The 23600-nt window shown below is 74.1% G+C and carries 19 protein-coding genes; 13 read left to right on the forward strand and 6 right to left on the reverse strand.

What is annotated here, in order from left to right; all coding sequences use genetic code 11:
- Positions 1-88 precede the first annotated feature (88 nt).
- From J4557_RS18195 to J4557_RS18205, 3 genes are all read left to right on the forward strand, one after another.
- Positions 89-580 carry a hypothetical protein gene (locus J4557_RS18195; protein WP_208267914.1) on the forward strand — a complete coding sequence of 164 codons (492 nt, stop codon included), beginning with the start codon at positions 89-91 and terminating at the stop codon, positions 578-580.
- On the forward strand, positions 577-4536 hold the full coding sequence (locus tag J4557_RS18200; protein ID WP_208267915.1) for a tetratricopeptide repeat protein: 3960 nt from the start codon (positions 577-579) through the stop codon (positions 4534-4536). Before J4557_RS18195 ends, J4557_RS18200 begins: the two co-directional genes overlap by 4 nt.
- A 110-nt stretch (positions 4537-4646) precedes the next feature.
- Entirely contained in the window at positions 4647-5354 is a 708-nt protein-coding gene (locus J4557_RS18205) for a Crp/Fnr family transcriptional regulator (RefSeq protein WP_208267916.1), read from the forward strand.
- A gap of 9 nt (positions 5355-5363) precedes the next feature.
- Here the strand turns inward: J4557_RS18205 and J4557_RS18210 are convergent, their stop codons facing one another.
- Complete coding sequence (locus J4557_RS18210; RefSeq protein WP_208267917.1) at positions 5364-6113, reverse strand: maleylpyruvate isomerase family mycothiol-dependent enzyme; 750 nt, start codon at positions 6111-6113, stop codon at positions 5364-5366.
- 128 nt (positions 6114-6241) lie between these two features.
- Here J4557_RS18210 and J4557_RS18215 point away from each other — a divergent pair, with 128 nt between their 5' ends.
- On the forward strand, positions 6242-7036 hold the full coding sequence (locus J4557_RS18215; RefSeq protein ID WP_243775971.1) for an MBL fold metallo-hydrolase: 795 nt from the start codon (positions 6242-6244) through the stop codon (positions 7034-7036).
- A gap of 13 nt (positions 7037-7049) precedes the next feature.
- On the opposite strand, the gene J4557_RS18220 is transcribed toward J4557_RS18215, so the two are convergent.
- On the reverse strand, positions 7050-7511 hold the full coding sequence (locus J4557_RS18220; protein WP_243775972.1) for a nuclear transport factor 2 family protein: 462 nt from the start codon (positions 7509-7511) through the stop codon (positions 7050-7052).
- Between the two features lie 87 nt (positions 7512-7598).
- Between J4557_RS18220 and J4557_RS18225 the strand changes: the two genes are divergently transcribed.
- The 4 genes from J4557_RS18225 (at position 7599) to J4557_RS18240 (ending at position 12404) form a co-directional block, all read left to right on the forward strand.
- Positions 7599-8159 (forward strand): TetR/AcrR family transcriptional regulator, encoded by a 561-nt coding sequence (locus J4557_RS18225; protein WP_208267918.1) that lies wholly within the window; start codon positions 7599-7601, stop codon positions 8157-8159.
- 209 nt (positions 8160-8368) lie between these two features.
- Entirely contained in the window at positions 8369-11206 is a 2838-nt protein-coding gene (gene uvrA / locus J4557_RS18230; RefSeq protein WP_208267919.1) for an excinuclease ABC subunit UvrA, read from the forward strand.
- A 72-nt stretch (positions 11207-11278) separates the two neighbouring features.
- Entirely contained in the window at positions 11279-11731 is a 453-nt protein-coding gene (locus tag J4557_RS18235) for a Rieske (2Fe-2S) protein (protein WP_208267920.1), read from the forward strand.
- Positions 11732-11855: 124 nt separating this feature from the next.
- A complete protein-coding gene (locus J4557_RS18240) occupies positions 11856-12404 on the forward strand; it encodes a Rieske (2Fe-2S) protein (protein ID WP_208267921.1) in 549 nt (182 codons plus the stop codon).
- Here the strand turns inward: J4557_RS18240 and J4557_RS18245 are convergent.
- The gene (locus J4557_RS18245; protein ID WP_307799953.1) at positions 12391-13641 is read right to left on the reverse strand and encodes a mechanosensitive ion channel family protein; all 1251 of its coding nucleotides are present in this window, start codon (positions 13639-13641) and stop codon (positions 12391-12393) included. The genes J4557_RS18240 and J4557_RS18245 overlap by 14 nt on opposite strands.
- 157 nt (positions 13642-13798) lie before the next feature.
- Between J4557_RS18245 and uvrC the strand changes: the two genes are divergently transcribed.
- The 4 genes from uvrC to whiA are packed head-to-tail and all read left to right on the forward strand — an operon-like array spanning position 13799 to position 18805.
- Entirely contained in the window at positions 13799-15853 is a 2055-nt protein-coding gene (uvrC, locus tag J4557_RS18250) for an excinuclease ABC subunit UvrC (protein ID WP_307799954.1), read from the forward strand.
- Positions 15850-16728, forward strand: a complete 879-nt coding sequence (rapZ, locus tag J4557_RS18255; protein WP_208267924.1) for an RNase adapter RapZ — start codon at positions 15850-15852, stop codon at positions 16726-16728. The genes uvrC and rapZ overlap by 4 nt, the downstream gene beginning before the upstream one ends.
- Positions 16729-16774: 46 nt before the next feature.
- Positions 16775-17764: a gluconeogenesis factor YvcK family protein gene (locus J4557_RS18260; protein ID WP_208267925.1), complete on the forward strand. Its 990-nt coding sequence runs from the start codon at positions 16775-16777 to the stop codon at positions 17762-17764.
- A 60-nt stretch (positions 17765-17824) separates the two neighbouring features.
- Entirely contained in the window at positions 17825-18805 is a 981-nt protein-coding gene (gene whiA, locus J4557_RS18265) for a DNA-binding protein WhiA (RefSeq protein ID WP_151542670.1), read from the forward strand.
- Between the two features lie 202 nt (positions 18806-19007).
- Here whiA and J4557_RS18270 read toward each other — a convergent pair whose 3' ends face one another.
- The 3 genes from J4557_RS18270 to J4557_RS18280 are packed head-to-tail and all read right to left on the reverse strand — an operon-like array spanning position 19008 to position 22298.
- Positions 19008-20222: a hypothetical protein gene (locus tag J4557_RS18270; protein ID WP_208267926.1), complete on the reverse strand. Its 1215-nt coding sequence runs from the start codon at positions 20220-20222 to the stop codon at positions 19008-19010.
- Entirely contained in the window at positions 20212-21516 is a 1305-nt protein-coding gene (locus tag J4557_RS18275; protein ID WP_208267927.1) for a hypothetical protein, read from the reverse strand. Before J4557_RS18275 ends, J4557_RS18270 begins: the two co-directional genes overlap by 11 nt.
- Positions 21513-22298 (reverse strand): hypothetical protein, encoded by a 786-nt coding sequence (locus tag J4557_RS18280; RefSeq protein ID WP_208267928.1) that lies wholly within the window; start codon positions 22296-22298, stop codon positions 21513-21515. Before J4557_RS18280 ends, J4557_RS18275 begins: the two co-directional genes overlap by 4 nt.
- Positions 22299-22519: 221 nt before the next feature.
- Between J4557_RS18280 and gap the strand changes: the two genes are divergently transcribed.
- Positions 22520-23527, forward strand: coding sequence for a type I glyceraldehyde-3-phosphate dehydrogenase (gap, locus tag J4557_RS18285; RefSeq protein WP_208267929.1), 1008 nt, complete (start codon positions 22520-22522; stop codon positions 23525-23527).
- The last annotated feature ends 73 nt before the right edge of the window (positions 23528-23600 follow it).

Raw genomic sequence — 23600 nt, forward strand, 5'->3', positions numbered from 1 at the left:
ACCGTGCGCCCGGCGACGGACGTTTCCGCCTTGCCGTCCCACCATGGTCATTGGAAGATCAGGATCGACCCGTGAGGACGGTGCCGCGTTGATCACCGCATCCCGTCCCGGCCCGGACCGGGAACGCCCGGAGGAACTGCTCGGCCACGCCTGCGCGCTGGTCCGGCTCTGCGGCCGCGACGCCGCGATCGCCGCCGTGTTCCTCGCCCTCGTGCTGGTCGGCACCGTGAGCCGGCTGGCCGCCGGGCTCCCCGGCGCCGTCGCGCTCGCCCTGCTGCCGGTGCTGGCCGGCGCGTTCGCGGTCTCGGCCGGGTACACGGTGCGGTCGCGGCGCACCCTCGTGTCGGTGCTCGGCGAGGTCCGCGGCCGCACCGGCGCGCCGGTCGACCCGTCCGCGCCGTGGACGCCGTTCGGCACGGCGGCCGCGCTGGACGCCCGGGTCCGCGACGCCGAGCTGCGCCGGCTGCTGGGGGCGGCGCACCGCTGCGGCGAGCTGTCCTGGCTGGCGGTCGCCTGGTCGGCGGCGACCGCCGTGCTGTTCCTGTTCTGGTGGCTGGCGACGGCGATGGCGGGCGGGTGACCGGGGTGATCGACCACGACGTCCGGCCGGGCAGCTTCTGGGAGCGGCTCGGCCCGGACGACCGGCAGGCGCTGCGGGCGATGGGGCGGCGCACCAGCATCCCGCCCGGCGGGACGCTGTGCCATCAGGGGGTCACCGCCGCGTCGGTGTGGGTGGTGTTCAAGGCGGCGCCGCGGGCGGCGAGCAACGCCGTCGCCAAGGAGTTCGTCGACTCCAGCGAGGGCGACGAGTCGATCATCGACCTGTTCGGGTCGGGCGACCTGGTCGGCGCGCTCGGCGCGTGGGGGCACCCCGAGCGCGGCACCGTCGCGGCGCTCGACCACGTCGAGGCCCTGCGCGTGGACCGGCGCAGGTTCCGCGGCCTGCTCGCCGCGAACCCGCAGGTCGCCGAGGCGATGATGCACGCGGTGTCGGAGAGCGTCGGGTACGGCGGGCGGCGCCACGCGGTGCGGGCCGCCGAGCACCCGCAGCGCCTCGCCTACCACCTGCTGGAGCTGGCGCACCGGTTCGGCGTGCGCACCGCGCGCGGGACGGAGATCCCGCTGCGGCTCAGCCAGGCGGAGCTGGCGAACTGGGCCGGGATCTCCCGCGAGACGCTGGTGCGCTGGTTCCGGCTGTGGCGGCAGAAGGGCATCATCGACCGCCGGCCGCGGCCGCTGACCGTCCTCGACCCCGAGAAGCTGCGCCGCGCCGCCAGCCCGTGGGGCGACGAGTGGCCGGCGGCCGAGGCGGAGCCGGACGCCCCGGCGGTCGCCCCGCCGGTCCGCCCGGAGCCGGACGAGCCCGCCGGGCTGGCCGCCCGGACGCCGGCCGGGCTGGACGCGTCCCGCGGGAAGCCGCCGGTGCGCCTGCCCGCCGACAACCCGTTCTTCGCCGGCCGGGCGGTCAGCCTCGGCAAGCTGGACCTGCTCGTCGCGCAGGCCGAGTGGCCGCGCGCCGTGGTCGTCCAGGGGATGGCGGGGGTCGGCAAGACGACGCTCGCGCTGCACTGGGCGCACCGTGTCGTGGACCGGTTCTCCGACGGGGTGGTGTTCGCGGACCTGCGCGGGACGACCCGCAGCCCCGTCACGCCCGCCGAGGCGATGGGGCAGGTGCTGCGCGCCGCCGGCGTGCCCGGCGACCACGTGCGCAGCACCGAGGCGGAGCTGGCTGCGCAGTGCCGGTCGCTGCTCGCCGACCGGCGGATGCTGCTGATCCTCGACGACGCGGCGCGGCCGGAGCAGATCAGGCCGCTGGTCGGGGCGATGGCGTCCGGGCTGGCCGTGGTGACGAGCCGGCGGCGGCTGCCCGCGCTGCTGGAGGGCGCCGACGTCCGCACCCTGGAGCTCCGGGAGATGGTCACGCAGGAGGCCGTGGACCTCATCTCCAACGTGCTCGGCCCGGCCGACGCCCGCGTCCGCGAGGAGCGCAGGGCGGTGGCCCGGCTCGCCCGCGAGTGCGGGCACCTGCCGCTGGCGCTGTCGGTCATGGCCGGCCGGCTGGCGGAGAACCCCGGCGAGTCCATCGCCGGGACCGTTCGGGAACTGGCCGAGAGCGACGCGCAGGCCGCCTCGTCCTACGGGCCGCCCCTGCCCGGTGCCCCGGACGAACCGCCGCCGGACGGGCCGGGACGGGCCGCGGCGGGGCCCGGCGGCCCGGAGGCCGGGGGCGTCGGGCTGACCGGGATCGAGCTGCACGAGGGGCCGGGGCACGGCCCCGCCGGCCCCGGGCTGCGGGGCGTGCTCGACCCGACGTTCGACGTCGCGTACCGCAGCCTGCGCCGCGACCACCGGGAGGCGTTCCGGGTGCTGGGCCTCGTCGCGGGCCCCGACTTCACCCCGGCCGCCCTCGCCGCGTTGCGGGACCGGACCGCGGACGAGGCGCGCGAATGCCTGGAGGCCCTGCGGCAGGCGTACCTCGTGCACGACGTCGCGCCCGGGCGGTACCGGATGCACGACCTGCTGCGCGACTTCGCCCGGGACCGGGGGCTGGCCGAGGACGCCGACAGCGACCGGCTCGCCGCGCAGCGCCGGCTGCTCGCCGGGTACCTCGCCGAAGCGCGCGCGGCGGGCGACGCGCTGGCCGGACGGCGCCGTCCCGCCGTCCGGCGGGACCGGCGGCCGGACGGGGCGCGGGGGCGCCCGTCCGGGTCGCCCGGACCGGGCGCGGCGACGGCGGCGGGGGCGGAGCGGGCGGTGGCGCTGGCGTGGTTCGAGGCCGAGCGGCGCAACCTGGTCGCCGCCGTGCACCAGGCGGCCCGCCTCGGCCTGCACCGCACCTGCTGGGAGCTGGCGGACGCGCTGTTCGACTTCCAGGAGTTCCGCCGCTACAGCGAGGACAACATCGCCGTCCACCAGGCGGGCCTGCACGCGGCCCGCACCGAGGAGGACTGGGCGGCCGCCGCCGTCATGCTGCACAACCTCGCGGTGGCGCACTTCGAGGCGGGCGGCTCCGTCCAGGCGATCGGGTACGGGGAGGACGCGCGGCGCGCGTTCCGGACCGTCGAGCCGCCCGACCGCTACGGCGAGGCGGCCGCGCTCGCCGCGCTCGCCGACGTGCACGTGGCGCTCGGCCGGTACCTCACGGCGATCGAGCACGCGCGCCGGTCGCTGGACGTCCACCGGGAGATGGACGACCGCGGCGGCCTCGCGAAGGACCACGACACGCTGGCGCGCGCGCGTCTCGGGCTCGGCGACTACGAGGCGGCGCTGGAGCACGCGGGGGAGGCGCTGAAGGTGCGCCGCCGGATCGGCGACCAGCCCGGGGTCGCGGAGACGCTGCTGACCCTCGCGCAGGTCCACCGCCGGCTCGGGAACGTCCACGAGGCGGTCTCGCACGCGCTGGAGGCGCTCTACATCCGCCAGGACATGGCGGACGGCCACGGCGCCGCGCAGGCGCTCACCGAGCTGGCGCGGATGAACGCCTCGCTGGGGCTGCGCGAGATGGCGCTGCGGGACGCCGAGCAGGCGCTGCGGACCTACCAGGCGCTGGGAGCCCGCCACGGGGAGGCGCGCGCGCTGACCACCCTGGGCATGCTGACGTGCGACGCCGCCCGGTACCCGGAGGCGTTCACCTACTGCGGGCAGGCGCTGCGCCTGCACCGCGACACCGGCGACCGGCACGGCGAGGCCGAGACCGTCGCGCAGATCGGCATCGTCCACTGGCGGCTCGGCCGCTACCGCGAGGCCCGCGAGCACCTGCTGCGCGCCCTGGAGATCCGCCGCGAGATCGGCGACCAGCACGGCGAGGCGCACGACCTGGAGCACCTGTCGGTGGTCATGCGCCGGCTCGGCCGCCCCCAGGAGGCGTTCGTCCTCGGCCTGGAGGCGCTCGACCTGTGGCACGGGCTCGGCGCGCAGAGCGGCCTGGCCGGGACCCTCGGCAGCCTCGCCCGCACCTACCTGCGGCTGGGCCTGCCCGAGGACGCCGAGCGCGCCGCCGGGCAGGCGCTGCGGATCCGGCGGGCCGGCGGCGACTGGTACGGCATGGGCGTCGGCATGGACACCTTCGCCGCCGTGCTGCGCCGCAGCGGACGCCCCGAGGAGGCGCTGGAGATGGAGCTGGAGGCGCTGCGCGTCCTCGGCGAGGTCGGCGACCGGCACAGCGAGGCGACCGCGCTGGTCCACCTCGCCGCCATCCACCTGGACCTCGGCCGCGCCGCCGAGGCCCGCTCGACCGGGGCGCGGGCGCTGCGGGCGGCCACCGAGGTCGGCGACGCGCGGGAGCAGGCGTACGCGCTGCACGCCATGGCCCGCGCGTGCCAGCTGCTCGGCGAGCACGCGCCCGCCTGCGAGCACTTCGAGGCCGAGATGGCGATCCGCCGCGACATGGACGATCATGGTGGCCGGCGGGCCGCGCTCGAGCTGCAGGCGCAGTCGCGGAAGGCGCTCGGCGACGAGGCCGGCGCGGCCGACTGCGCCCGGCGCATCGCCGCGCTGGACAAGTGGCTCGCCTCGGACAGGTCGCTTGACATGTGACGAACTACGCGGTCCATCGGCGTACCGCCGCGTTCACTGGATCCGGGCGCCCCCGTGAGGCGGGACCTCGCGGCGCGGGGAGCCCTGCCGGGTCGCGCGAGGAGGGCGAGATGGCACCCGCACCGTTCTGGGACGCGCTGCCGGGGGCGGCGCGGGAGGCGCTGCGCCGCACCGGCGCCCCCGCCGTGATCCGGCCCGGGGCCTTCCTGACGCGCGAGCACACCCGCGCGTCGCAGGTCTTCGTCCTGCGGGCCGGCGCGGTCAAGGTATGGGTGGACCGCGACGGCGAGATCGAGATCCTCGACGTCCTCGGGCCCGGCGACCTCGTCGGCGAGCTGGAGGCGGCGGACGGCGGCGTCCGGCACGCGAACGTCGAGGCGCTCACCCGCGTCGAGGCGCTGGTGCTGCCCGCGGACCGGTTCCGCGGCGTCCTGGACGCCCACCCCGGGTCGGCCTGGGCCGTCGCGGCCGTCCTCGCCGAACGGCTCCGCGACGCCAACGAGCTGCGCATCGCCCACTTCCCCGACGACGCCGAGCGGCGCCTCGCGGGCCGGCTGCTGCGGCTGGCCGCCCGGTTCGGGACTCCGCTGAAGGAGGAGCGCGCCGGCGGCGCCGCCGCGCCGGACGGCGCCGTCCGGATCGAGGTGCCCGTCACGCAGCAGGACCTCGGCCGCTGGGCGGGGATGGGCCGCCGCAAGGTCGCGCAGCTCCTCGCGTCCGACCCGCTGCGCGGCGGCCTCACCGTCGCCCGCGGCACGATCACCGTCCGCTCGGTGGCCGCGCTGCACCGCCTGGCCGGCGGTGACGACCCGGGCTAGCCCGCCCGGTCAGAACCCGGACGGCCGGTGCGGCCACGGCGGCGGGACGGGCACCGGGCCGTCGGGGCGCAGCGTCACGCCCGCACCGCCCGAGCGGCCGCTCAGCCAGCCCAGCAGCGCCCGCCCGGACCCGGAGGCCTCCGGCCCGCCCGCCGTCCACCCGAGGTCGGCGGACTCCCCGGAGTCGGTCGCGGTGATCCGGTACCCGGCGAGCCCGCCGTGCTGCCCGGCCGGCAGCGCGGCCAGGTCGGCGAGCGTGCGGGTCAGCGCCCACCGCACGTACGGCTCGGGCCAGTCGGCGGGCCCGTAGCCGGCGGCGAGGTCGACGTGGTGCGCCTCCACCTCGTGCCAGCGGCGCAGCACCGTGTACCAGGCCGGGTGCGGCCATCCCGCCATCGCGGCGACGGGAGCGTTCCACGCGTCGTCCGGCAGGGTGCGCGCCTGCTCGGCGAACCGCGCCGCCGTCGCCCGCACGTCCGCGGCCAGCTCGGCCGCGCCGCGGCCCGCGCCCGCCTCGATGTCGGCGACGCGGCCCTCCATGCTCGCGTACTGCGGGATCCTCGTGCCCGTCCGCGCCCACTCCAGCAGGTTCCACAGCGAGTCCGCGTTGCGGGCGAGGTGGCTCGCGACGTGCCCGCGGGTCCAGCCCGGGAGCGCCGACGGCCCCCGCAGCTCGTGCTCGGTGAGCCCGGCGATGCGCTCCGCCGCCCGCTCCGCGCCCGCGTCCACCTCGTCGATCGCCAGCCGCCAGGTCTCCACCGCGCCCCCCGTTCTCCGTCGAAGGCACCATCCTGGCGCAGCCGCCGCGCCCGCACCAGACGGCCCGCGGCGGGCGTCCGCCGCGTCCCTCCTCGCCCCGGCGGCGGTCCGGGACCACAATGTGGATCATGGAGTACCCCATCTGCGTCACCTGCGGCGTCCAGTACGGCGGGCCCCGCGCCGACTGCCCGATCTGCGAGGACGAGCGCCAGTACGTCGGCTGGGACGGCCAGCGCTGGACGAGCCTGGAGGAGCTGCGCGCCGCCGGGCACCGCGGCCGGATCGAGGAGGAGGGGCCGGACGTCGTCGGCATCGGCACCGAGCCGTCCACCGCCATCGGCCAGCGCGCCCTGCTGGTGCGCGCCCCGTCCGGCAACGTCCTGTGGGACATGGTCACCCATCTCGACGACGACCTGGTCCGGCAGGTCGATGACCTGGGCGGCGTCAGCGCGATCGCGATCAGCCACCCGCACTTCTACGGCTCGATGATCGAATGGGCGCACGCGTTCGACGCGCCCGTCTACATCCACGAGGCCGACCGCCGCTGGGTCGCCCGCCCCGACGACGCGGTCGTCTTCTGGGAGGGCGACGCCCACGAGCTGGCCGACGGCCTCACGCTGATCAACGCCGGCGTCCACTTCGACGGCGGCCAGGTCCTGCACTGGCGGGACGCCCGCGCCCTGTTCTCCGGCGACATCCTCACGGTCGTCAACGACCGCGACTGGGTCAGCTTCATGTACAGCTACCCGAACCACATCCCGGAGCGGCCCCGCACCGTCCGCCGCGCCCTGCGGCTGCTGGAGCCCTACGAGTTCGACCGCGTGTACGGCGCCTGGTGGCGGAAGATCGTCTACACCGACGGCAAGAACGCCGTCCGCCGCTCGGCCGACCGCTACCTGTCGTTCGCGCTGGACGACGAGTAGCCCCCGCGGCGGGTCACCCGGCGAGCGCCTCGGCGATCGCCGCCCGGTCCTGGTACTCGCGCCAGTGCACGATGCGGCCGTCCCGCGCCCTCAGCACCACGGCGAAGGCGGCCGACGCCCGCCGGCCGCTCCCGGGCACCGACGCCACCACCGCGTACTCGGCGACGATCACCTCGGGGTCGGCGGTCTCGTGGATCACGACGTCCCGGAACTCCTCGAACGCGATGGGCAGCGCCTCGCGCCCCTGCCGGACCATCGCCGTGACCGCCGCGCGGCCCTCGATCCGCCTGGCGTGGCCCGCCGGCGCGAACGGCATCTCGATCTCGACGTCCTCGGCGAGCATCTCCTCGTCGAGCCCGCCCTCGCCGGCGAGGAGCTTCTCCTGGAAGCGGGCGAACAGCTCCCGCGGCGTCGGCCCGGACATCGGGCGCTCGGACGGCGGCACCTGCTCGGACGTCGGCGTCTGCTCGGACATGCGTCATCCCTTCGGAGCGGACTAACATGAGTCTGAACTCACCTTGCAAAATATGAGTCGAGACTCATCTTGTCAACGGACGGACGGATGACACCGGACAAGCCCCTGCGCGCCGACGCCCGGCGCAACCGCGCCCGCATCCTCGCCGCCGCCGAGGAGGTGTTCACCGAGCACGGCGCCGCCGCCTCCACCGAGGAGGTCGCCGCCCGGGCCGGCGTCGCGATCGGCACCGTCTTCCGGCACTTCCCGACCAAGCGCGACCTGCTCGCCGCGATCATGAAGGAGCTCCGGCGGCGCCTCATCGAGCGCGCCGACGCGCTCGTCACCGGCGGCGACCCCGCCACCGCCTTCTACGACTACTTCGCGTTCCTCGTCGAGTCGTCCGCGAACATCGGGCCGGTCGTCGGGCTGCTCGCCGAGGAGGGCACCGAGATCGAGCCCGGCGACCAGATCATGGCCCTGGCCAACGCCTTCGGCGCCCTCCTCGAGGCGGCCCAGCGCGCCGGGACGGTCCGGGCCGACGCGCGCCTCGACGAGGTCATGGCCCTCGTCACCGCCGTCGGCCACGGCGCCGTCGCCGGAGGCTGGCCCGACGACCTGCGGCGCCGCACCGTCGCCCTCGTCCAGGACGCCCTCCGGCCCCGGTAGGCGGGTTGCGGTGGCGGGTGGTGTTCGAACACGTGTACGGTGCGAGGGTGCCGCCGGGACCGTCCGGAGACGGGTGGGGCGCGGCATGAAATGCGGCGGCGACCGCCGCTGTTAATGACTCGGGGGATTCTGTCGGACCCCCTGGCTAGCCTGGAGAGCGACCTGTCTCTCCCCATCACCGCGCCCAGAAGAGGAACCGGAAGTACGCCGTGCATGACCGACTCATCGTGCGTGGAGCACGCGAGCACAACCTGAAGGACGTCTCGCTCGACCTGCCGCGGGACGCCATGATCGTGTTCACCGGTCTGTCGGGGTCCGGGAAGTCCAGCCTGGCGTTCGACACGATCTTCGCCGAGGGGCAGCGCCGGTACGTCGAGTCGCTGTCGGCGTACGCCCGGCAGTTCCTCGGGCAGATGGACAAGCCCGACGTCGACTTCATCGAGGGCCTGTCCCCGGCGGTCTCGATCGACCAGAAGTCGACCAGCAAGAACCCCCGGTCGACGGTCGGGACGATCACCGAGGTCTACGACTACCTGCGGCTGCTGTACGCCCGGATCGGGCACCCGCACTGCCCCGAGTGCGGCCGGCCGATCAGCCGGCAGGCGCCGCAGCAGATCGTCGACCGGGTGCTGGAACTGGAGCAGGGCACCCGGTTCCAGGTGCTCGCGCCGGTCATCCGCGGCCGCAAGGGGGAGTACCTCGAGTTGTTCCGCGAGCTGCAGTCCAAGGGCTACTCGCGCGCCCTGGTGGACGGCGCGATGATCCGGCTGGACGAGCCGCCGAAGCTGAAGAAGCAGGAGAAGCACGACATCTCCGTCGTGGTCGACCGCCTGTCGGTGAAGGACTCCGCGCGGCAGCGGCTCGCCGACTCGGTGGAGACCGCGCTCGGCCTCGCGGGCGGGACGATCGTCCTCGACTTCGTCGACCTGCCCGAGGACGACGAGAACCGCACCCGGATGTACTCCGAGCACCTGTACTGCCCGTACGACGACCTGTCGTTCGAGGAGCTGGAGCCGCGGTCGTTCTCGTTCAACTCGCCGTACGGCGCCTGCCCCGACTGCACCGGTCTCGGCACCCGCATGGAGGTCGACCCCGAGCTGCTCATCCCGGACGGGGAGCTGACCCTCGGCGAGGGCGCGATCCAGCCGTGGTCGGGCGGGCACGTCAGCGACTACTTCCTGCGCCTGCTGTCCGCGCTCGGCGACGCCATGGGCTTCGACCTGAACACCCCGTGGGAGAAGCTGCCCGCCAAGGCCCGCAAGGCGATCCTCAACGGGCACGAGACCCAGGTCCACGTCCGGTACAAGAACCGGTACGGCCGCACGCGGTCGTACTACACGGCCTACGAGGGCGTGATCCCCTACATCCAGCGGCGGCACGCCGAGTCCGAGAGCGACTCCAGCCGCGAGCGGTTCGAGGGCTACATGCGGGAGATCCCGTGCCCGACCTGCGAGGGCGCCCGGCTGAAGCCGGTCGTCCTGGCGGTCACCATGGGCGGGATGTCGATCGCCGAGGTCGCGGCCATGCCGATCGGCGAGGCCGCGAAGTTCCTGCTGGCGATGGAGCTGAACGAGCGCGAGAAGCACATCGCCGAGCGGGTGCTGAAGGAGATCAACGCCCGGCTCGGGTTCCTGCTCGACGTCGGCCTCGACTACCTGACGCTCGACCGCGCGTCCGCGACGCTGGCGGGCGGCGAGGCCCAGCGCATCCGGCTGGCCACGCAGATCGGGTCCGGCCTGGTCGGCGTGCTGTACGTGCTGGACGAGCCGTCGATCGGCCTGCACCAGCGCGACAACCACCGGCTGCTGGAGACGCTGATCCGGCTCCGCGACATGGGCAACACGCTGATCGTCGTCGAGCACGACGAGGACACCATCGCCGCCGCCGACTGGGTGGTCGACATCGGCCCGCGCGCCGGCGAGCACGGCGGCGAGATCGTGGTGTCCGGCACGGTGGACGAGCTGCTGACGTCCGAGCGCTCGCTGACGGGGGCGTACCTGTCGGGCCGCCGGTCGATCGAGGTGCCGGAGATCCGCCGTCCGCGCACCCGGGGCCGCGAGGTCACGGTGAAGGGCGCGCAGCAGAACAACCTGCGGAACGTGGACGTGGCGTTCCCGCTGGGCGTGCTGACCGCGGTGACGGGCGTGTCCGGGTCCGGCAAGTCGACGCTGGTCAACGACATCCTGTACAACTCGCTGGCCAAGCAGCTGAACGGCGCGAAGACCGTCCCCGGCAAGCACCGGCGGGTGAACGGCGTCGACCAGCTCGACAAGGTCGTGCACGTCGACCAGTCGCCGATCGGGCGGACGCCGCGCTCCAACCCGGCGACCTACACCGGCGTGTTCGACCACATCCGCAAGCTGTTCGCGCAGACGACCGAGGCGAAGGTGCGCGGCTACCAGCCGGGCCGGTTCTCCTTCAACGTCAAGGGCGGCCGCTGCGAGAACTGCTCCGGCGACGGCACCATCAAGATCGAGATGAACTTCCTGCCGGACGTCTACGTCCCGTGCGAGGTGTGCCACGGCGCCCGGTACAACCGGGAGACCCTCGAGGTCCACTACAAGGGCAAGACGATCTCCGAGGTGCTCGACATGCCGATCGAGCAGGCCACCGAGTTCTTCGAGCCGATCAAGGCGATCCACCGGCACCTGAAGACGCTGAACGACGTGGGCCTCGGGTACGTCCGGCTGGGGCAGCCGGCGCCGACGCTGTCGGGCGGCGAGGCGCAGCGCGTCAAGCTGGCCGCCGAGCTGCAGAAGCGCTCCACCGGCCGGACGATCTACGTGCTGGACGAGCCGACCACCGGCCTGCACTTCGAGGACATCCGCAAGCTCCTCGGCGTGCTGAACGGCCTGGTCGACAAGGGCAACACGGTGATCGTGATCGAGCACAACCTCGACGTGATCAAGACCGCGGACTGGATCGTCGACATGGGCCCGGAGGGCGGGTCGCGCGGCGGCACCGTCGTCGCCACCGGCACCCCGGAGGACGTGGCGAAGGTCGAGGGCAGCCACACCGGCCAGTTCCTCGCCAAGATCCTCGGCTGACCCGGGATCCGGCCCGCGGCCGCTCCGGTGGGTCGGTGCGGGGCGCGGCGGGCCGTCCAGGATCATGGGGGCATGACCAACGAAGTGACGCCCGGAGCCCCGCGCGACGACGCGGGGTCCGCCGGGACAGGGGGCCTCGCCCGCCGGACGGTGCTGTGCGGCGCGGGCGCGGCGGGCGCCGCGCTCCTCGCGGCGGGATGCGCGACGAACCAGAACAAGGAGCCGAAGGACCTCAGCGGCAAGGAGGTCGCGAAGGCGGCCGACATCCCGGTGGGCGGCGGCAAGACGATCGCCGACGCCAAGGTGGTCGTGACGCAGCCGCAGCAGGGCGCGTTCAAGGCGTTCTCCGCGATCTGCACCCACCAGGGCTGCCTCGTGAACAGGGTGGCCAACGGTGTGATCAAGTGCCCCTGCCACGGCAGCGAATTCGCGATCGGCGACGGCTCCGTCGCGCACGGCCCGGCGTCGCGCCCGCTGAAGGAGTACCAGGTCCAGGTGAAGAACGGCGGCATCGTCATCAGCTGACCGGCACCGGCCGGGCGCCCCGGAGATCATCGTCATGGGTTCGGAGGTGAACCGACGCCGCTCCCGCTCCGTACTCCCTGGTGACGCAGGGAGACGGGAACCGAGTTCAGCGGAGGGCGAGACGATGCCACAGCAGTCCGAGACGCGGGCGGACGCGACCGATCAGCAGGCCGGGCCCGCGGCCGGAGAGCCGCCCGCCGGTGCGGCCGAACCCGGGGCCGCCGAACCCGGGGCCGCCGAGGGCCCGGCGCCCGCGGGCGGGTCCCGCCGCGGCCTGCTCATCGGGGCGGGCCTCGCGGGCGTCGCCGGGCTGGCGGCCGCGTGCGGCGGGTCGTCCGGCGGCGGGGACAGTGCGGACGGCGGCGGTGGCGGTGGTGGCGGTGGTGGTGGGGCGCTCGCCTCGACCGGCGATATCCCGGTCGGCGGCGGCAAGGTCTTCGAGTCGGAGAAGGTCGTGGTGACCCAGCCGGCGCAGGGGGAGTTCAAGGCGTTCTCGGCGACCTGCACCCATCGCGGCTGCACCGTCGGGTCGGTCTCCGGCGGCACGATCAACTGCCCGTGCCACGGCAGCAAGTTCAAGATCTCCGACGGGTCGGTGGCGCGCCCGCCGGCGGACAGACCGCTCGAGGAGAAGAAGATCACCGTGCAGGGCGGGAAGATCAGCCTCGCCTGAGCGACACCGCTCCGGACCTCGTCCGCGCCGGGCCGCCGCCGTCCTCGGCGGAGGCCCGGACGTCGTCGTCGACCTCGCCGCCCCGCATCTCGCGGTCCCGCGCGCGGGGATCGGTCGCGGTGACGTCGGCGGCCCCGCCGTCCGGCCCGTCGCCGGGCCCGCCGTCCGGCCCTCGGCCCGGCCCGCCGGTGCCCGCCCTCCGGGCGCCGTCGAGGTCGTCGTCGGTGCGGAAACGGGGGAGCGCCTCCGGATGGTGCTCGCGGATGTAGGCGATGAGGTGCTCGCGGACGTCGCAGCGCAGGTCCCAGGCGCTCGCCGAGTCCGCCGCGCTCATCAGCGCCCGCATCGTGACCAGGCCGTTCGGCTGGACGTCCACGGCCTGCAGCACCCATTCGCGGCGGTCCCACAGCGGGTTCTCCTGCAGCATCGCGTACAGCTCGGTGCGCAGCTCCTCGATCGGGACGGTCCAGTCCACGTGCAGCTCCACCGAGCCGATGACCCGGCTGGTGTGCCGGGTCCAGTTCTCGAACGGCTCCTCGGTGAAATAGGAGACGGGCAGGATGAGCCGCCGGTCGTCCCAGAGCCGGACCACGACGTACGACAGCGTCAGCTCCTCGACGCGCCCCCACTGGCCCTGCACGACCACCACGTCGTCGAGCCGGAGCGCGTCGCTGAAGGCGATCTGCAGGCCGGCGAGCAGGTTGCCCAGCGTCGGCCGGGCCGCGATCCCGACGACCAGCCCGGCGACCCCCGCGGACGCCAGCACGCCCGCGCCGACCGCCCGCACGGCCGGGAACGTGAACAGCGCGGCGCCGACGGCCAGGATGACGACGACCAGGGCGGCGATGCGGCGCAGCAGCATCATCTGGGTGCGGGCGCGCCTGGCCCGCCGGTTCCGCTCGCCCTCGATCCGCATCAGCCGGGCGAGCGGCGGGTCGGTGAGGGCGTAGGTGATGCGCAGCACCAGCCAGGTCGTGACGCCGATCGCCGCGATGTGCATGACGTGCTGGACGAGCCCGCCGGAGTGCACGTTCATGTGCGGGTACGGCATGGCGGTGCTCGCGCTGACCACCACGGCGAACGCGAAGGCCGGCGCGGTGCAGCGCCGCGCCACCCGGCCGACCTCCGGCCAGTGCCGCGACAGCCGTCCGGCCAGCAGCCGCCGGCCCCCCTCCACGATCACGACGGACACCCCGACGACGACGGCGAACGTGATCCAGGCCCACAGCGCGGACACCTGCGGTACGACCCCCTCCGAGCGTGCGAAAAACCCGACCGACCGTCTCTTTCCACTCCCATTACGAACATCCGCCCGAATGGGGGAGATCTCCATCACCCCAGGCCAGGACGTCCGGGCGCGCCGGGTGTCGGTGGCGCCCACTAGGCTTCAGGATGTGGCAGATCCGGCGACCTACCGACCCGCACCGGGCTCCATTCCGGAATCTCCCGGGGTGTACCGATTCCGCGATGAGCACGGCCGGGTCATCTACGTGGGCAAGGCCAAGAGCCTGCGCTCCCGGCTGAACTCCTACTTCGCCGACTTCTCCGCGCTGCACCCGCGCACGCAGACCATGGTGCAGACCGCGGCCCGGGTCGACTGGACCGTCGTCGGCACCGAGGTCGAGGCCCTCCAGCTCGAATACTCCTGGATCAAGGAGTTCGACCCCCGGTTCAACGTCCGTTACCGCGACGACAAGTCCTATCCCTATCTCGCGGTCACCCTCAACGAGGAGTTCCCGAGGGTGATGGTGATGCGGGGCGCCAAACGGAAGGGCGTGCGCTACTTCGGGCCGTACTCCCACGCGTGGGCGATCCGGGAGACGGTCGACCAGCTCCTGCGCGTGTTCCCCGTCCGCACGTGCAGCGCCGGGGTGTTCAAGCGCCAGCACCAGCTCGACCGCCCCTGCCTGCTCGGCTACATCGGCAAGTGCTCGGCGCCGTGCGTCGGGCGCGTCTCCCCGGACGAGCACCGCCTGCTCGCCGAGGACTTCTGCGACTTCATGGCCGGCAACACCGGCCGGTTCATCAAGCGCCTCGAACGCGACATGCGCGAGGCCGCCGCGTCGCAGGCGTACGAGCGCGCCGCCCGGCTCCGCGACGACATCCGCGCACTGGAGCGGGCGCTGGAGAAGCAGGCGGTCGTGCTGGCCGACACCACCGACTGCGACATGATCGCCTTCGCCGAGGACGAGCTGGAGGCGGCCGTCCAGGTCTTCTACGTGCGCGGCGGGCGGATCCGCGGGCAGCGCGGCTGGGTGGTCGACAAGGTCGAGGAGGTCACCACCGCCGACCTCGTCGAGAACTTCCTGATCCAGACCTACGGGGAGAGCGAGTCGGTGCCCCGCGAGGTCCTCGTCCCGGCGCTGCCGCCGGACGCTGACGCGATGACCGAGCTGCTGGCCGAGCAGCGCGGCGGGCCGGTCCACCTGCGGGTCCCGCAGCGCGGCGACAAGAAGACCCTGCTGGAGACGGTCGCCCGCAACGCCCACGAGGCGCTCAAGCAGCACAAGACGCGCCGCGCGTCCGACCTCACCACCCGCAGCCGGGCGCTGCAGGAGCTCCAGGAGGCCCTGGAGCTGGACGAGGCGCCGCTCCGGATCGAGTGCTACGACGTGTCCAACCTCCAGGGCACCAACGTGGTGGCGTCCATGGTCGTGTTCGAGGACGGGCTGGCCCGCAAGAGCGAGTACCGCCGGTTCACGATCAAAGCGGTCGAGGGGCAGGACGACGTCCGCTCCATCCACGAGGTGATCACCCGGCGGTTCAGGCGCTACCTCGCCGAGAGCGAGAAGATGGGCGAGCTGGACACGCTGGGCGATCCGGAGGAGGGCGCGCACCAGCCGATCGACCCGGAGACCGGCAAGCCGCGCAAGTTCGCCTACCCGCCGCAGCTGGTACTCGTCGACGGCGGCCCGCCGCAGGTCGCCGCGGCGCAGCGGGCGCTGGACGAGCTCGGCGTCGACGACATCGCCGTCTGCGGCATCGCCAAGCGGCTGGAGGAGCTGTGGCTGCCCGGCGAGGACGACCCGGTGATCCTGCCGCGCAACAGCGAGGGCATGTTCCTGGTCCAGCGGGTCCGCGACGAGGCGCACCGCTTCGCGATCACCTTCCACCGGCAGCGGCGTTCCAAGGCCATGACGGTGAGCGAACTCGATAGTGTTCCGGGTCTGGGCCCGTCGCGGCGCGCCGCGCTGCTGAAGCACTTCGGGTCGGTGAAGCGGCTGAAGGAGGCCACGCCCGAGCAGGTCGCCGAGGTCCCCGGCATCGGGCCGCGGAGCGCGGAGGGCATCGTCGCGGCGCTGCACGGCGGGTCCGTCCCGGCGCGCGGCGCCGGAGGCGGCGACGCGGGGGGAGACCGCGGGGCCGCCGCGGACGGCGCGGCCCAGGGGCGGAACGGGGCCGGCGGGGGCCGGAAGGCCGACGGGGAGCACGGGGGGAAGCGGACATGACCAGCGAGTCAAAGATTCCGGACATCGTCATCGTCACGGGGATGTCGGGGGCGGGCCGCAGCACCGCGGCCAAGTCCCTGGAGGACCTCGACTGGTACGTGGTCGACAACCTGCCGCCGGGGCTGCTCGCCACCATGGCCGACCTCGGCGGCCGGGTGAAGGACGCGGTGCCGCGCATCGCCGTGGTCGTCGACGTGCGCAGCCGCGCGTTCACCGACGACCTGCACTCCTCGATCGCCGAGCTGGAGGCGCGCGGCGTCCACCCCCGCGTGGTGTTCCTGGAGGCCGGCGACGCCGATCTCGTGCGCCGCTTCGAGAGCGTCCGCCGCCCGCACCCGCTGCAGGGCGACGGCCGCCTCGTCGACGGCATCGCCCGCGAGCGCGAGCTCGTCCGGGAGGTCCGCGCCGAGGCCGACCTGGTGATCGACACCAGCGGGCTGAACGTGCACGAGCTGCGCAACAAGATCATCGGATTCTTCGGCAACGACACCGGCGAGTCGAGCCTGCGCGCCACCGTCGTGTCGTTCGGCTACAAGTACGGGCTGCCCGTCGACGCCGACCTCGTCGTCGACTGCCGGTTCCTGCCGAACCCGCACTGGGTGCCCGAGCTGCGGCCGAAGACCGGCCGGGACGCCGCCGTCCGCGACTACGTGCTCGGCCAGCGCGGCGCCAAGGAGTTCCTCGACGCCTACGCCGAGGTGCTCCGGCTGCTCGCCGACGGGTACGAGCGCGAGGGCAAGCACTACGTCACGCTCGCCGTGGGATGTACCGGCGGCAAACACCGTAGTGTTGCCATGGCGGAACAGATCGCCGCCCGGCTGCGGGACGAGGGCATCGAGGTGCAGGTCGCCCATCGTGACCTCGGCCGCGAATGAGACCCGCGGCGCTGCCGGGTCCCGGACGGAGAGAGAAACGAACGCGTTGAAGCCTCTCGGCCCGAAGGTCGTCGCGCTCGGCGGCGGTCACGGCCTGTACGCCTCGCTGTCGGCGCTGCGGCGCGTCACCGACCGGCTCACCGCCGTCGTCACCGTCGCCGACGACGGCGGCTCCAGCGGCCGGCTCCGCCGCGAGCTGGGCGTCCTGCCGCCCGGCGACCTGCGGATGGCGCTCGCCGCGCTGTGCGGCGACGACGAGTGGGGCCAGACCTGGCGGGACGTCGTCCAGCACCGGTTCCGCAGCGAGGGCGACCTGCAGGGGCACGCCGTCGGCAACCTGCTGATCGTCGCGCTGTGGGAGCTGCTCGGCGGCGACGCCCCGGGCGGCGCGCCGGGCGGGGCCGGTCCCGGCTCCACCGTCGCAGGGCTCGACTGGGTCGGCCGGCTGCTCGGCGCGCACGGCCGGGTCCTGCCGATGGCCGCCGTCCCGATGGACATCGTCGCCGAGGTCCGCGGCGCCGACCCCGCCCGCCCCGACGAGATCACCTACGTCAAGGGGCAGGTCGCGTGCGCCAGCACGCCCGGCTCCGTGCTCGGCGTCTCCCTCGTGCCCGCCGACCCGCCCGCCTGCCCCGAGGCGCTCGCCGCCGTCGACGACGCCGACTGGATCGTGTTCGGCCCCGGGTCCTGGTTCACCAGCGTCCTGCCGCACCTGAAGGTCCCCGCGCTCGCCCGCGCGCTGACCTCCAGCCGCGCCCGCCGCGTCGTCGCGCTGAACCTCGCGCCGCAGCCCGGCGAGACCGACGACTTCTCCCCCCAGACGCACCTGGAGGTCCTTCAGGCGCACGCCCCCGATCTGCGCGTCGACGTCGTCCTCGCCGACGCAGGCGTCGTGGACGACACCGACGCGCTCGACAAGGCCGTCCGGCGGCTCGGCGGGCGCCTCGTCCTGTCCCAGGTAGCCGCCGACGACGGCTCGCCGCGTCATGAACCCGCCCGCCTGGCCCAAGCCTTCGTACAGATATTCAGTGACTGACGACCCGGCGGGCCGCGATCGGCCAGACTGCTGGAAGTCCGATAGGGGGAGGGTTCATCTATGGCGATGACCGGTGTGGTGAAGGACGAGCTGAGCAGGCTCACGGTCATGAAGCCGTGCTGCCGCAAGGCGGAGGTCTCGACGCTGCTGCGCTTCGCGGGGGGTCTGCACCTGGTCAGCGGGCGCATCGTGATCGAGGCGGAGATCGACACCAACGTGGCGGCGCGCCGCCTCATCAAGGACATCTCCGAGGTGTTCGGGCACACCTCCGAGGTCGTCGTGCTCGCCCCGAGCGGCCTGCGCAAGGGCAACCGGTACGTGGTCCGGGTGTTCCGGGACGGCGAGTCGCTCGCCCGGCAGACCGGCCTCATCGACAACAACGGGCGCCCCGTCCGCGGCCTGCCCCGGCACGTCGTCGCCGGCGCCGCCTGCGACGCCGAGTCCGCCTGGCGCGGCGCGTTCCTCGCGCACGGCTCGCTCACCGAGCCCGGCCGCTCCATGTCCCTCGAGGTGACCTGCCCCGGCCCGGAGGCCGCGCTCGCCCTCGTCGGCGCCGCCCGCCGCCTGAAGATCCACGCCAAGGCCCGCGAGGTCCGTGGCGTCGACCGGGTCGTCGTCCGCGACGGCGACGCGATCAGCGCGCTGCTCACCCGGCTTGGCGCGCACGGCGCCGTGCTCGCCTGGGAGGAGCGCCGGATGCGCCGCGAGGTCCGCGCCACCGCCAACCGGCTCGCCAACTTCGACGACGCCAACCTGCGCCGCTCCGCCCGCGCCGCCGTGGCCGCGGGCGCCCGCGTCGCCCGCGCCCTGGAGATCCTCGGCGACGACGCCCCCGAGCACCTCGTCAACGCGGGCCGCCTCCGCCTGGAGCACAAGCAGGCCTCCCTGGAGGAGCTCGGCCAGCTCGCCGACCCGCCCCTCACCAAGGACGCCATCGCCGGCCGTATAAGGCGTCTGCTCGCCATGGCCGACAAGCGCGCCGGCGACCAGGGCATCCCCGGCACCGAGGCCAACCTCACGGCCGACATGCTGGCGCCGTGATTCCCAGGGGGGCGACCCCCTGGAACCCCCGTCACGACGGATAAGGCTTTTCCCGCTCCGCTGGCGCTCCGCGGGAAAAGCCTTATCCGTCGGCGGGCAGGCCCGCTCCGCTCGCCAGGGCTCGCTCCGCGTGCATGCCCGTGGCCGGTGGCTGGGGTCCGGTCTTTCGGACGGGTGTTCAGCCGGGTCTTTCGCGGAGGTGTCACCTCTTGTTGAGGTCGCCTCTGAGGATGCGGTGGATCAGGTCGTCGCGGAGCTGGCCGTAGCCGGTCTCGGCCCAGACGCTGCGGGCCGGGTCGGCCTCGAAGTAGGGGACGTCCCGGCCGTCGCGGCGGTCCATGAGCATGTCGGGGGTCTCGCGGGCGCGGGCGGCGCGCGCGCAGGCGCGGCAGGCGTGCACGTGGAGGCGGCGGCGGGAGCCGAGCGGCCGCCAGTCGACCTCGTCGGGTCCGTCGCCGTGCAGCGGGTTGAAGAAGCACAGCGGGCTCGGCGGCACCTCGCCCTTGCCCTCGGAGAGCGCACGGGCGGAGGCGAGGGCGTCGCGGCCCTGGTCGAGCAGGACGAGCACGCCGGCGAGGTCCGGGACGCCCTTGGCACCGTCGAGCGTCTTCGCCGCGGCCTGGTAGGCGTCGAGGGCCCGGGTCATGAGGGCCCCGGCGCGCTCGCCGTCGGGGGCCGTCGAGCCGTCCAGCAGCTCGCCGAAGGCGATGACCTCGCGGGACGCCTGCTCGCGCAGTTGGTCCTCGCTCGCCTTGCCGGCGGTGGCGAACACGGTGCGCGGCAGCAGCAGGCCCTCGCCGGCGGTGCGTCGCACGGCGGCCATGCGGCGGCGCCGCCACAGCAGGACGCCCGCGACGGCGGCGACCGCGACGCCGGCACCGCCCGCGGCGAGCGGCAGCGCGAGGCCGGCGCCGCCGTCGTCCTTCGCCGGTCTCGGGGCGGACGACTTCAGGTGCGCCTGGTACTTGCGGTCGATCTCCGCGGACTCCTGCTGGTAGACCTTCGTCGCGGTGCCGGAGGCGATCAGGTCGGTCAAGCGGGTGAGCCGCGCCGCGAGGGACGCGCCGTCCAGCGAGTCGTCCCAGTTCACGGCCCAGGCGGCGTCGTCGGCGGCGTGGTCGCCGCCCCACTCGTGGCCCATCAGCTCGTCGGTGGACTCGTGGAAGGTGACGAAGATCCCGTCGCGTCCGAGGCGGCTGTGCACGACGGTCGCGAGCTGCTTGTCGTCGTTCCACGTGCCGCCCTGGACCAGCGGCACCAGCACGATGAAGGTCGGTACCGGCATCTTCTTCAGCCGGGCCGCCAGGCGCCGCCGGTCCGCGGCGGGCAGCGCCGACGCGTACGACGGGTCGACGTAGATCGGGAAGCGGCGCAGCGCGGCGGCGATGCGCGCGCCGGGGGAGGGCTTACTCGACACCGAGGTACTCCATCACGCGTTTGACGAGGTCGTTTCCGCGGGACCCCCACGCCGCGTCCCGCCACACCCCGGGGACCGCGTAGTGCGGCGCGAGGCCGTCCGGGCCCTGGACGCGCAGGACCCGGTCGGCGATCTCCTTGCCGGAAGCGCCGGAGCAGGGCCCGCACAGCGGCTGCCGGCGGGGCTTTCCGCCGGCGGGGTCTCCGGGCAGCGGGACGGTCTTGCGGCGGGTGGAGTCGCCGTGCAGGGGGTTCAGGAAGCACGGGGGCGGCGGGGCGGTCATCTGCCCGGCGAGCGCGCGCCGCCCCTGCCGGGCCAGGACGATCACGCCGACGAGGTCGAGGGCGTGGCCGGGGTCGTCGTGGACGTCGTCGTAGAGGATCTGGGCGGCGTCGAACGCGGCCAGGGCGAAGGCGCGGCCCCGGTTGCCGGACGCGTCGGGCAGCCGGTCGCGCAGCCGGTCCAGCTCGGCGGACGCGGTGCGCCGCAGCCACCGGTCCGAGGGCCTGGCCGGCGCGCCGGGATGCTCCTCGGCCTGCGCCGCCAGGCCCGTGACGGCACCCCGGGTCCCGCCGCGGCGGAACCAGCGGCGGCCGGCTGCGGCCGAGCCGATCCCGGCCCAGTACAGCGCGACCGCCGACAGCGGGCCCACGATGAAGAATCCCCGCAGGAAGTGGTCCTTCACCGTGGGGTCGTCGGGCACCAGCGGATGGCGGTCCTCCTGCCCGAACGGCACCGGGGGGCTGAGGAGCGCGGGCGACGAGGTGGGCGGCGCGGCGGGCGCGGCGGCCCAGGCGTCCACCCGCTTGACCAGCCGGTCGGCGAGGCCGCTGAACGGCCGGTGGATGTCGGGCGGCTCGTAGTCGGGGAGGTCGTCCTGCGCCACGATGTCCAGGTCGATCTCGCGCGGCACGTTCCAGCCCTGGCCGAGCATGTAGCCGTCGCCGTCCACCATCAGGTAGAGGCCGTCGCGGTGCGTGACGCCGTGCAGGGCGGACAGGAAGGCGTCGTCCTTGCCCTGCGACTCCGATTCGGTCGGGTTGGGGGCCACGATGACCAGGATCGGGACCGCGACCCGCTTGGCGGCGGCGCGGATCGCCGTGCCGACGCGGGCGCGGTCGGCGGCGCCGAGCGCGACGTCCACGTCCGGGTCGACGAAGAGCGGGTCCTTGGCCAGCGCGGCCGCGACCCGGTCGAGGCGGTGGCCCGAGTAGCGCGGGTCCGGGGCCGCCGACGCGGCGGCGGGCCACAGCGCGAGGGCGGCCGCCGTGAGGGCGAGGACGCCGCGCCTCATCGCTTCCCTCCCCGCCCGGCGGGCCGCTTCCCGCGGACCTGTGCGCCCCGGCCCTGTGCTCCGCCGAGCGCCGGCCGCCTGCCGCGCCGTATCCGGCGCCCCACCAGCAGGCCCAGGACGATCAGCCCGCCGAGCCCGGCGCCGACGCCGAACGCGGTGCCGTTCTCGACCGCGGCCCGGTGGTTGCCGCGGTCGTAGGCGTCCAGTTCCCGCCGCGTCGCGGACTCGGGCCTCGGCGACGGATGGAGGGCGCGCTCCTTCGCCCGGCCGGAGAGGGCGATCTCCACGAACCGGTCGAGGACGCTCAGCAGGCCCGCCTCGTAGGGCAGCTCCGACGTCGCGGCCTGGTAGGCGTGCTCGACGTCGATCCGGCGCGTCCCGCCGAACTGCTGCACGTCGCCGAGGCCGCCGCCGGGATCGACGACGAGGTAGACGCCGTCCTTGCCGAGCCGGTCGTGGAGCACGGGCACCATCGCCTCCAGGTCGGACGGGGCCTGCGAGTCGTCCTCGCGGTACCGGGCGGGCAGCGTCACCACGACGTAGACGGGCACGCCGAGCCTCCCGACCAGCGCCTTGATCTTCCCGGCGGTGCCGGGCGGCAGCAGCCGGGGCACCTGGTCGGTGACGTAGACGGGGTCGCGCCTGAGCGCGTCGGTGATGGCGCCGATCCGCGTCCGCACCGCGGGCGGTTTCGCCGGACGGACGGGCCCGGCCCACGCCGGTGCGGCGATGCAGCAGGCGAGCAGCCCACCGATGACAAGGACGAACCACCCGCGCCGCATGGCGGGAGTCTACTGATGATCGTCCCGGCCGGGCCGGTCGGCGGCGGCCCGGCGGACGGTCCCCCGGACGGGGGAGGGCGGGTCACCCGCAAATCCACCGCCGCCGGTGTCGGGCTACCCGCGGGTCATTGGATAGGGTCGACAGCGGGGGAAGACCCCGGTAGACCGCAGTTGACAGCCTGGTGACACCGGGCGACACGACGTACGAGGAGAGCCGTTCCGTGACCATCCGAGTAGGCATCAACGGGTTCGGCCGGATCGGCCGCAACTTCTACCGCGCCGTCAAGGCGAGCGGAGCCGACATCGAGATCGTGGCGGTCAACGACCTGACCGACAACGCCACGCTCGCCCAGCTGCTCAAGTACGACAGCATCCTCGGCCGCTTCCCCGAGGACGTGCGCGCCACCGCGGACGAGATCGTCGTCGGCGGCAAGGCGATCAAGGCCTTCGAGGAGCGCGACCCCGCGAACCTCAAGTGGAGTGACGTCGGCGCCGACATCGTGGTGGAGTCCACCGGCTTCTTCACCGACGCCACCAAGGCCAAGGTGCACGCCGACAACGGCGCCAAGAAGGTCATCATCTCGGCTCCGGCCAAGAACGAGGACCTCACCGTCGTGCTGGGCGTCAACGAGGACAAGTACGACCCGGCGAACCACACCGTGATCTCCAACGCGTCCTGCACCACCAACTGCCTGGCCCCGCTGGCGAAGGTGCTGCACGACAACTTCGTCATCGAGAAGGGCCTGATGACGACGATCCACGCCTACACCCAGGACCAGAACCTGCAGGACGCGCCGCACAAGGACCTGCGCCGCGCCCGTGCCGCCGCGCTGAACGTGGTGCCGACCTCCACCGGCGCCGCCAAGGCCATCGGCCTGGTGCTGCCGGAGCTGAACGGAAAGCTGGACGGCTACGCGCTGCGCGTGCCGGTGCCGACCGGCTCGGCCACGGACCTCACCGCGACCCTGTCCCGCGAGGTCAGCGCCGAGGAGGTCAACGAGGCGTTCCGGAAGGCCGCCGAGGAGGGCCCGCTGAAGGGCTACCTCACCTACACCGAGGACCCGATCGTCTCCAGCGACATCGTGACCGACCCGTCGTCCTGCATCTTCGACTCCGGGCTGACCAAGGTCATCGGCGACCAGGTCAAGGTCGTCGGCTGGTACGACAACGAGTGGGGCTACTCCAACCGCCTCGTCGACCTCGTCAAGCTCGTCGGCTCGCAGCTCTGACCGAGACGAGAGTCCCGTTCCCGCCGTGGCCGCGCCGTGCGCGCGGCCACGGCGGGGCCGTATCCGGAAGGAC

The sequence above is a fragment of the Actinomadura nitritigenes genome (genome assembly GCF_017573545.1).
Taxonomy (GTDB): domain Bacteria; phylum Actinomycetota; class Actinomycetes; order Streptosporangiales; family Streptosporangiaceae; genus Spirillospora; species Spirillospora nitritigenes.